9 protein-coding genes are annotated in these 9,575 nt (G+C 64.2%); 2 read left to right on the top strand and 7 right to left on the bottom strand.

Features of this window, described 5'->3' with window-relative positions; translation table 11 throughout:
* Window positions 1–756, top strand: a 756-nt coding sequence (locus AACR77_RS03680; protein WP_042879816.1) for a helicase-related protein, incomplete at its 5' end; no start/stop codon positions are given.
* Here the strand turns inward: AACR77_RS03680 and AACR77_RS03685 are convergent.
* A complete protein-coding gene (locus tag AACR77_RS03685) occupies window positions 753–1,292 on the bottom strand; it encodes a TetR/AcrR family transcriptional regulator (protein WP_042879818.1) in 540 nt (179 codons plus the stop codon). The two genes, AACR77_RS03680 and AACR77_RS03685, sit on opposite strands and share 4 nt — an antisense overlap.
* A gap of 87 nt (window positions 1,293–1,379) precedes the next feature.
* Here AACR77_RS03685 and AACR77_RS03690 point away from each other — a divergent pair, with 87 nt between their 5' ends.
* Window positions 1,380–1,838, top strand: a complete 459-nt coding sequence (locus tag AACR77_RS03690; RefSeq protein ID WP_010676081.1) for an HPP family protein — start codon at window positions 1,380–1,382, stop codon at window positions 1,836–1,838.
* A 52-nt stretch (window positions 1,839–1,890) separates the two neighbouring features.
* On the opposite strand, the gene ompA is transcribed toward AACR77_RS03690, so the two are convergent.
* The 6 genes from ompA to ilvG form a co-directional block, all read right to left on the bottom strand.
* Window positions 1,891–3,021 carry a porin OmpA gene (ompA, locus tag AACR77_RS03695; protein WP_041211986.1) on the bottom strand — a complete coding sequence of 377 codons (1,131 nt, stop codon included), beginning with the start codon at window positions 3,019–3,021 and terminating at the stop codon, window positions 1,891–1,893.
* A 248-nt stretch (window positions 3,022–3,269) separates the two neighbouring features.
* Window positions 3,270–4,802: a threonine ammonia-lyase, biosynthetic gene (gene ilvA, locus AACR77_RS03700; RefSeq protein WP_041211987.1), complete on the bottom strand. Its 1,533-nt coding sequence runs from the start codon at window positions 4,800–4,802 to the stop codon at window positions 3,270–3,272.
* 64 nt (window positions 4,803–4,866) lie between these two features.
* Window positions 4,867–6,708, bottom strand: a complete 1,842-nt coding sequence (gene ilvD / locus AACR77_RS03705; RefSeq protein ID WP_010676084.1) for a dihydroxy-acid dehydratase — start codon at window positions 6,706–6,708, stop codon at window positions 4,867–4,869.
* A gap of 146 nt (window positions 6,709–6,854) precedes the next feature.
* Window positions 6,855–7,799, bottom strand: a complete 945-nt coding sequence (locus tag AACR77_RS03710; protein WP_039039680.1) for a branched-chain amino acid transaminase — start codon at window positions 7,797–7,799, stop codon at window positions 6,855–6,857.
* Between the two features lie 12 nt (window positions 7,800–7,811).
* Window positions 7,812–8,069: an acetolactate synthase 2 small subunit gene (gene ilvM, locus AACR77_RS03715; RefSeq protein ID WP_010676086.1), complete on the bottom strand. Its 258-nt coding sequence runs from the start codon at window positions 8,067–8,069 to the stop codon at window positions 7,812–7,814.
* On the bottom strand, window positions 8,066–9,575 hold a 1,510-nt coding region (gene ilvG, locus AACR77_RS03720; RefSeq protein ID WP_042879820.1), incomplete at its 5' end, for an acetolactate synthase 2 catalytic subunit. The genes ilvG and ilvM, both read right to left, overlap by 4 nt.

Below are 9,575 nucleotides of genomic sequence, written 5' to 3' on the forward strand. Positions count from 1 at the left end.
AGCAACGAGCTCATCGGCTCCGGGGTCGGCACCGAACAGCTGGAGCAGCTGCTCGGCACCGTGTTCCCGCAATATCCGGTGGTGCGCATCGACCGGGACAACACCCGCCGCAAGGGGGAACTCGAAACCCACCTCGGCGACATCAAGGCGGGCAAGTACAAGATCCTGATCGGCACCCAGATGCTGGCCAAGGGCCACCACTTCCCGGACGTGACGCTAGTGGGCCTGCTGGATGTGGATGGCGCCCTGTTCAGCGCCGATTTTCGCGCTGCCGAGAAACTGGCCCAGCTCTACACCCAGGTGGCGGGCCGGGCTGGTCGTGCCAGCAAACCCGGGTTGGTGGTGCTGCAGAGCCACCATCCCGAACACGCCCTGCTGCAGGATCTGACCCAGAACGGCTATGGCCACTTCGCCGACACGGCGCTGAAAGAGCGCCGCCTGCTGGGGCTGCCACCGTTCAGCCATCAGGGACTGTTCTGGGCCGAGGCCAACGGTCGCGACGAGGTGCAGCTGTTCCTCAGCCGTCTCGCCGATACCCTGCGCAGCGCCCGCTATCCCCAGGTGCAGGTGCTGGGGCCCATCAGCGGCTTCATGGAGCGCAAGGCGGGCAAGTTTCGCATGCAGCTGCTGGTGCAGGGGCCCAGCCGGGCGCCACTGGCCCAGTTGCTCGACTGGGCAGTGAAGGAGCTGGAGGGGTGGCCCGAGACCAAGCGGGTACGCTGGAGTCTGGATATCGACCCCACGGAACTGAACTAGCGCGGCTCTGCCAGCACGGCCTCCGCCAACACCCTGGCCTGTTCCAGAGCCAGGGGCTGCTGATAGCTGTGGGCCATCACCACGGCCCCTTCCAGCAGCAGGCATAACCCGGTGGCCTGCACCTCGGTGCATTCGAGGGCCTCCCTGACCCAGTTCAGCAACGCACGCTTGTGGGCCACCACCAGCTTGCGCACCGGGTGGCGAGGATCGGAGAACTCGGCGCTCGCGTTGATGAAGTTGCAGCCGTAGAAGTCGCTGCGGCCAAACCAGTCCGCAAAGCCATCGAGCAGTGCCAGCAACCTGGCCTCCCGTCCCGACACCCCATCCATCCTGGCATCGAGCAGGGCAAAGAACTCCGCATCCCGTGCCATCAGCACCGCTTCGATCAAGACATCCTTGGTGGGGAAGTGGCGATAGAGGGTGCGTTTGGTACTGCCCGCCTCGGCCCAGATGCGATCGATGCCGGTGGCGTGAAAACCGTGACGATTGAACAGCCGATAGGCTGTCGTCATCAGCTGTTGCCGTTTGTCGCTCATGGTGACTTTCCTCTTGAAGTACACCGATCTGTCTACCTAATGTCGCAGGCTGGATCAAGTGATCCGGCACAGACAAGGAGACAGGAGATGGAAACAAGACGATGGCGAAGTGCCTGGCTGGCAGGGCTCGGTGCCTGCCTGGCCATAATGTTGCTCGGCTGGCTGGACATGAGCTGGCAGTCGACCCTGTTGATGGCACCGTTCGGGGCAAGCTGTGTGCTGCTCTTCTCCCTGCCGGACAGTCCGCTGGCCCGTCCGCAGAACGTGCTGGGAGGCCACCTGTTATCGGCCACCGTGGGGTTGGTGGTGCAATTGCTACCGCTACCGATGGAACTCAAGCTGGCGCTGGGTGTGGGCCTGTCCATTGCACTCATGCAGGGACTGGGGCTGATCCACCCCCCTGCCGGAGCCAATCCACTGTTGATCCTGCTCACCACCCAGTCCTGGCCTTTCCTCTGGCAAACAGTGCTGCCCGGCGCCTTGCTGCTGATCATGGTGAGTCATTGCGCCAGGCGGCTGCAAACGTCACGGCTCACACCCACATAAACAACGAGGGGGCCAAGGCCCCCTCGTTGTTTAATAGCAAGGCAAAGATGGCTTATTCGGCAACCTGGGAGACCCCGGTCAGGCGTACCTCGACCCGGCGATCCGGGGCCAGACAGGCGATCATCTGCGCCTTGGCGCCATCCGGGCAGCTGCCCCCGGTCACGGGCGAAGACTCTCCCCGCCCTTCGGCACGCACCTTGTCGGCAAACAATCCCTTGGCGATGAGATAATCCGCCACCGTGCGGGCACGCTGTTCGGAAAGGGACTGGTTGTAGGCCTCCGAGCCGATGCGGTCGGTATGACCGATCACCGTCGCCACCCCGTCTTTCGGATTGGCTGCCAGGATCTGGGCAAACAGGTTGTCGAGGGCCTGACTGGCGGCTGGCTTCAGGGTCGCCTTGTTGAACTCGAACAGCACATCGGAATCCAGGCTGAACTGCTTCTCCACCAGCACGGGGGCCGGGGCGGGCGCAGGTTCGGGCGCAGGCGTTGGTGCCACCGGCTCGTCCCCGATCTGGCCGAAGCGATAGAGCATGCCGACCGACAGCAGGCCGTTGTCCATCTCGATGCCTGACTCGTCGAGGGAAGTCTTCCCAAGGGGGGTGGTGTACTGGTATTCGAGGCGGGCGGCCCAATCCTTGTCGATGGCGTATTCGACCCCCAGCGCCCCGACAAAGGCGGCACCATGATATTTGTTGCCCTCATGGGATTCGGAGAGGCTGCTGGTGCCATCGCTGGCCCTGACGTTGAGTGAGCTCTCGGTCCAGGCATAGGCCCCCCCGAGACGACCGTAGATATCCAGTGCCGAGGTTGCAGGCAGGATAATCTTCATGGTGGCCTGCACCATCTGGGCCTTGGCCTCGCCATCGAGTGCGAAATCAACCCCGTTGCCCGAGTAGTGCTTGTCCACCTGATACTTGCCGAGCCAGTCATAGCCGAGCTCAATCGCCACGTTTCTGTTCACCTGATAACCGGCAAACAGCCCCAGACCGAGATCATCGCTGTTCTCGTTCACCTTGGTCGCATCGAACAGCTCTTCGACCTGAGCGTTGTAATCCACCCCGTAATAATTTGACCAGCCGGCCTTGCCGCCGACATACCAGGTGTTGTCCTGGGCGGCAGCCTGCACCGTCCCTGTTGCCATCAAAGCGCCGATCAGGACGGCGAGCATAGATCTGTTCATGGATGAGCCCCTGCAATGAATTGTTATGACGCGGCTGCGTCTCTCTTCCCTGACGGGGCCCTGAACCCAAGCCCCGCATTCAGATTATCCCATCTGCAACCAGCCTCAAACGACCAGGGACTCAGGAGTGTGATATTGGCGACATTATCAGCCACCGTGCCCCCAATCATGGGGGCCGGCGCGTTGCCCATAAAAAAACGAAGAGCCGGGCTCTTCGTTTTTCATCTGGCAAGGGGATGGCTCCCCGCTCACTGACTGCCCTGGCTCGCCAGGAACAGGCGGTAGGCGGGATCCTCGCTCACCTCTTTCCAGCCGTAGCCAATCTCGTGCAGGTAGTCGTGGAAAGCCGCCACGTCCTCGTCCGGCAGCTCGAAGGCGCAGAGCACCCGTCCGTAGTCGGCGCCGTGGTTGCGGTAGTGGAACAGGCTGATGTTCCAGCGACAGCCCAGGGTCTCCAGGAAGCGCATCAGGGCGCCAGGCTGCTCCGGAAACTTGAAGCTGTAGAGACGCTCACCGAGGGGCCGGGCCGGGCGGCCGCCAATCATGTAGCGCACGTGGTTCTTGGCCAGCTCGCTCTCGGTCATGTTGACCACCGGATAACCGTTGCCGCCGAGTTGATCGATGATCTGGCCCAGCTCCTCGTCACCGCCGGTGAGGCGCACCGAAACGAACAGTGACGCCTGCTCCGCGTCCGCATAGCGATAGTTGAACTCGGTCACCATGCGCGGCCCCAGCTGACGGCAGAAGTCGAGGAAGGCCCCCTTGCGCTCGGGGATGGTCACCGCCAGCATGCCCTCGCGCTTCTCGCCGATCTCGCAGCGCTCCGACACGTAGCGCAGGCTGTGGAAGTTGACGTTGGCGCCGGACAAAATGGCCGCCATCCGCCCCCCTTTCACCTGCTCTCGCTCGCTGTAGGCCTTGAGGCCCGCCAGGGACAGGGCCCCTGACGGCTCGGCGATGGCGCGGCAGTCGTCGAAGATGTCTTTGAGCGCGGCGCAGATCTGGTCATTGGAGACGGTCACCACCTCGTCCAGATACTGGTTGCACAGGCGGAAGGTCTCCTCACCGATGCGCTTGACCGCCACCCCGTCCGCAAACAGCGAGACCCGCTCCAGATTGACCGGCTCGCCAGCCGCCAGCGCGGCCTTGAGGCAGGCGGAGCCCTCCGCCTCCACCCCGATCACCTTCACATCCGGCAGCAGTTGCTTGATATAGACCGCCACCCCGGCGGCCAGTCCGCCGCCACCCACCGGCACGAAGACGTGGGTGAGGTGGGTATCCTGCTCCAGCAGCTCCTTGCCGATGGTGCCCTGACCGGCGATCACCTCGACGTCGTCGAACGGCGGGATCAGGGTGTAGCCCTCCAACTCGGCGAGGCGGCGGCTCTCGCCGTAGGCCTCATCGAAGCTGTTGCCAAACAGCATGACGTTGCCGCCCTGACGGCGCACCGCGTCGATCTTGATGTCCGGCGTGGTCTTGGGCATCACGATGATCGCCTTGATGCCGAGCTTGGCGGCCGACAGGGCGACCCCCTGGGCGTGGTTGCCGGCGGAGGCGGCGATGACGCCGCGCTCTTTCTGCTCCTGGGTCAGGGTGGCGATCTTGTGGTAGGCGCCGCGCAGCTTGAAGGAGTGAACCGGTTGCAGATCCTCCCGCTTCAGGCTGACGTGATTGCCGAGCCGCTCGGAGAGTTTCTTCAGGGTTTGCAAAGGGGTGACCCTCGCCGCCTCGTAGACGGGGGAGAGCAGTACCTTGCGTAGATAATCCGCCGCAGAGACCATGGTTTATACCCCCGTCTCGTGGCGAAGGGCGCGCAATGCGCCCATATCATGACTGTTCATTTTCTCACTCCCCCAGCAGGGTGCGATCGCGCACCGCGCCCTTGTCGGCGCTGGTGGCGAACATGGCGTAGGCACGCAGGGCAAAGGAGACCTCGCGCTGACGATCGACCGGCTTCCAGCCACGGGCAGAGACGGCGGCGCGGCGAGTGGCCAGCACGCTGTCGGCCACCTCCAGCACCATGCTGCGGGCCGGGATGTCGATGTTGATGATGTCGCCATCCTCCACCAGACCGATAGTGCCACCAGAAGCCGCCTCCGGGGAGACGTGGCCGATGGAGAGACCCGAGGTACCGCCGGAGAAGCGACCGTCGGTGATGAGGGCACACGCCTTGCCCAATCCCATGGACTTGAGATAGGTGGTGGGATAGAGCATCTCCTGCATGCCGGGGCCCCCTTTCGGGCCCTCGTAGCGGATCACCACCACTTCACCTGCTTTCACCGTGCCGTCCAGAATGCCGCTCACCGCGCTCTCCTGGCTCTCGAATACCCGGGCCGGGCCGCGGAAGGTGAGGTTCTCCTCATCCACCCCGGCGGTCTTGACGATGGCCCCGTTGAGGGCAAGGTTGCCAGCGAGGACCGCCAGGCCACCTTCCTGGCTGTAGGCGTGATCGAAGGAGCGGATGCACCCCTCGGCGCGGTCCAGATCCAGCTCGGGCCAGCGGCAATCCTGACTGAACGCCTTGGTGGTACGGATGCCGGCAGGGCCTGCACGGTAGAAGTCGTGAACCCCCTTGTCATTGCTGCGGCTGACGTCATATTCGGCCAGCAGCTCCACCAGGGAGGTGCCCAGCACGTTGCGGGTATCCCCGTGCACCAGGCCCGCTTTTTCCAGCTGACCCAGGATGGCGACCACGCCGCCGGCGCGGTGCACGTCTTCCATGTGGTACTTCTGGGTGGAGGGCGCCACCTTGCAGAGCTGGGGCACCTTGCGGGACATGCGGTCGATGTCGGCCATGGTGAAGTCGACACCCGCCTCCTGGGCTGCCGCCAGCAGGTGCAATACCGTATTGGTGGAACCGCCCATGGCGATGTCGAGCGCCATGGCGTTCTCGAACGCCGCCTTGGTGGCGATGTTGCGCGGCAGTGCCGAGGCATCGTCCTGCTCATACCAACGCTTGGCCAGAGTGACGATACGCTGGCCCGCCAGCTTGAACAGCTGCTCGCGGTCGCTGTGGGTCGCCAGCAGGGAGCCGTTGCCCGGCTGGGAGAGACCCAGTGCCTCGGTCAGGCAGTTCATGGAGTTGGCGGTGAACATGCCGGAGCAGGAGCCGCAGGTGGGGCAGGCGCTGCGCTCGATCTGATCGCTCTGGGCGTCGGAGACCTTGGGGTCGGCGCCCTGGATCATGGCGTCCACCAGATCCAGCTTGATGATCTGGTCGGAGAGCTTGGTCTTGCCCGCTTCCATGGGGCCGCCGGAGACAAAAATGACCGGGATATTGATGCGCAGGGCAGCCATCAGCATCCCCGGGGTGATCTTGTCGCAGTTGGAGATGCAGACCATGGCGTCGGCGCAGTGGGCGTTGACCATGTACTCCACCGAGTCGGCGATGAGTTCGCGGGACGGCAGGGAATAGAGCATGCCACCGTGGCCCATGGCGATGCCGTCATCCACGGCGATGGTGTTGAACTCCTTCGCGACCCCGCCAGCCGCCTCGATTTCGCGGGCGACCAGCTGGCCCAGATCCTTGAGGTGGACGTGGCCCGGCACGAACTGGGTGAAAGAGTTGACCACGGCGATGATGGGCTTGCCGAAATCCTGATCGGTCATGCCGGTGGCACGCCAGAGGGCGCGGGCCCCGGCCATGTTACGTCCGTGGGTGGTGGTGGCGGATCTCAACTTCGGCATTGTCTCTACTCCCTGAATGCCCCTGGGGCGCATTGTCTTTCAACATGAATGTGTGATTCGCGGATCGGGAATCGATCCTGGTGAAGGCACCTCGGGGAGCCTTCACCGGAAGCGACTCGGGGAGGCGTGACGCCTCCCCGCTATCATCAGTCGTTGACCGGCGTCAGCCAGCCCCACTTGTCTTCGGTCTTGCCGTTGAACAGGCCGAAGAAGGCGTTCTGCAACTGCTCGGTCACCGGGCCACGGCAACCGGCGCCCACCTTCATCCGATCCACCGAGCGCACCGGGGTCACCTCGGCGGCGGTGCCGGTCATGAAGATTTCGTCTGCGACGTACAGCGCTTCACGGGGCAGCGCCTGCTCGCGTACCTCGTAACCCAAGTCGCGCGCCAGCGTCATGATGGTGTCGCGGGTGATGCCGGGCAGGATGGCGGCGGTGGCGGGCGGTGTGAACAGCACGCCGTTCTTCACCAGGAACAAGTTCTCCCCCGCCCCTTCGCTCAGATAGCCGTTCACATCCAGCGCCAGCCCCTCGGCGAAGCCGTTGCGCTTGGCCTCGCGGCTGATGAGCTGGGAAGAGAGATAGTTGCCCCCCGCCTTGGCACCGGTCGGGATGGTGTTGGGAGCGAGCCGGTTCCAGGAGGTGACGCACACATCCACCCCGTTTTTCAGCCCCTCTTCTCCGAGGTAGGCGCCCCAGGGCAGGGCCGCGACCATGAGGTCGGCCTTGGCATCCAGCGGCGGATGCAGCCCCAGCCCCACGTTGCCGACAAAGGCCAGCGGGCGCAGGTAGCCGCTCTTCAGGCCGTTCTCGCGCACCACGGTGCGGCAGGCTTCATTCACTTCGGACTCGCTGTAGGGGACGTCCATCCAGTAGATCTTGGCGGAGTCGAACAGGCGGCGGGTGTGCTCCTGCAGGCGGAAGATGCAGGTCCCCTTGGGAGTGTCATAGGCCCGCACCCCCTCGAACACCGAGGAGCCGTAGTGCAGGGCATGGCTCATGACATGCACCTGGGCATCCTGCCAGGGGACCAGCTTGCCGTTGAACCAGATGTATTGGGGGTGGGCGGCGGATTGGGAAGGCTGTGACATTGGCTTGGCTCCTTAAGCTCTGATCCGGGGTTGCTGTTCCAGTGCATCGACCCGGGAGACATCCACCAGCTTCACCAGCTGGCTCCACAACTGCTGGATGGGACGTACCGATTCGACAGTAACCGTGATCCGCAGCTGTTGGCAATCCTGCTCCATGTTGAGGGCGCAGAGATTGAAACCGCGGTGACGGACCACCCGCAGCACCCGCTCCATCACTTCGGGTCTGGGTTGGGCATGGATTTCCAGGGTGCTGGTATTGAGCTGGTTCATGGGCGTTGCTCCATCATCTTGTGGTTGGCGACTCCTGGCGGCACCAGGGGCCAGACATTTTCTTCCTCTGAAATAGCCACATGCAGCAGATAGGCACTCTCGCTCGCCAGCAGGCGATCCAGTGCCGGACCTATCTCTTCCTTGCATGTGATGGTCTCGCCGGGAATGCCGAAGGCGGCAGCCAGGGCGACGAAATCGGGGTTGTCGGACAGATTGGTCTCGCTGTAGCGACCGTCGAAGAACAGCTCCTGCCATTGGCGCACCATGCCGAGGCGCTGGTTGTCCAGCAGCACCATCTTCACCTTGAGCCGGGCACGGCGGATGGTGCCGAGCTCCTGCACGTTCATCATGAAAGAGCCGTCGCCGCTCACCAGTACCACCTCATCATCGGGGCGCGACATCTTGGCGCCGATGGCGGCGGGCAGGCCGAAGCCCATGGTGCCGAGGCCGGCACTGGAGAGATGGTTGCGCGGGCTGGTAAAACGCATGTGCTGGGCCACCCACATCTGGTGCTGACCCACGTCGCAGGCCACCACGCTGGTGTCAGACAGCTGGCTTGAAAGCTCTTTGAGCAGGGCCGGGGCGTAGATGGCCTGACCCGGATGGTCGTAGCGGAAGGCGTATTCCCGAGCCATGGTGACGCAGTGCTCGCGCCAGGGGTCGAGGGTCAGCGTCATCGCCAGGGCGGGCAGCACACGCTTGAGATCCGTGGTGATGCCCACATCGGCGGCGCGGCGCTTGCCGAACTCGGCGGCGTCCACATCCAGGTGGATCACCTTCGCCTCGGGGGCAAACTCTTCCAGCTTGCCGGTCACCCGATCATCGAAACGGGCGCCTACCACCACCAGCAGATCGCACTGCTGTACCGCCAGGTTGGCGGCCTTGGTACCGTGCATGCCGAGCATGCCCAGATAGACGGGGCTGTCGGGGTCGAGGGCACCAATCCCCTTGAGGGTGGTGACCGCCGGCATCCCAGTGGTGGCGGCAAAGTAGCGCAGCTGCTGCTCGGCATTGGCCATGCCCACCCCACCGCCGACGTAGAGTACCGGACGCTCAGCACCGGCCAGCAGGGTACGGGCGACCGTCAGTTCGGCCGGATTCAGGGGGTCGGGTTCCTCCACGGCAAACAGCGGGCTTTGAGAGGGAACGGCGGCCAGTTGCACATCCTTGGGCAGGTCGATGAGCACGGGGCCCGGACGCCCTTCGGTGGCGATGGCGAAGGCTTCGGCAATGACCCGTCCCAGATCCGCCGGGTCCGTCACCATGAAGGAGTGCTTGGTGCAGGAGAGGGACATGCCGAGCACGTCCACTTCCTGAAAGGCATCGGTACCGACGGCGGCGCAGGGCACCTGGCCGCTGATGGCCACCAGCGGTACCGAATCGAGCAGTGCCTCCGCGAGGCCGGTGACCAGGTTGGTGGCGCCGGGGCCAGAGGTGGCGATGCAGACCCCCACCTGACCGGAAGCGCGGGCATAACCCACCGCGGCCATGGCGGCCCCCTGCTCG

The sequence above is a fragment of the Aeromonas sp. ZOR0002 genome (genome assembly GCF_963866995.1).
GTDB classification, from domain to species: Bacteria; Pseudomonadota; Gammaproteobacteria; order Enterobacterales; family Aeromonadaceae; genus Aeromonas; species Aeromonas caviae.

Bases quoted from the DNA above. Each gene is read 5' to 3' on its own strand.
- AACR77_RS03685 (WP_042879818.1), bottom strand. From the start codon at position 1,292: ATGAGCGACAAACGGCAACAGCTGATGACGACAGCCTATCGGCTGTTC.
- AACR77_RS03690 (WP_010676081.1), top strand. From the start codon at position 1,380: ATGGAAACAAGACGATGGCGAAGTGCCTGGCTGGCAGGGCTCGGTGCC.
- ompA (WP_041211986.1), bottom strand. From the start codon at position 3,021: ATGAACAGATCTATGCTCGCCGTCCTGATCGGCGCTTTGATGGCAACA.
- ilvA (WP_041211987.1), bottom strand. From the start codon at position 4,802: ATGGTCTCTGCGGCGGATTATCTACGCAAGGTACTGCTCTCCCCCGTC.
- ilvD (WP_010676084.1), bottom strand. From the start codon at position 6,708: ATGCCGAAGTTGAGATCCGCCACCACCACCCACGGACGTAACATGGCC.
- AACR77_RS03710 (WP_039039680.1), bottom strand. From the start codon at position 7,799: ATGTCACAGCCTTCCCAATCCGCCGCCCACCCCCAATACATCTGGTTC.
- ilvM (WP_010676086.1), bottom strand. From the start codon at position 8,069: ATGAACCAGCTCAATACCAGCACCCTGGAAATCCATGCCCAACCCAGA.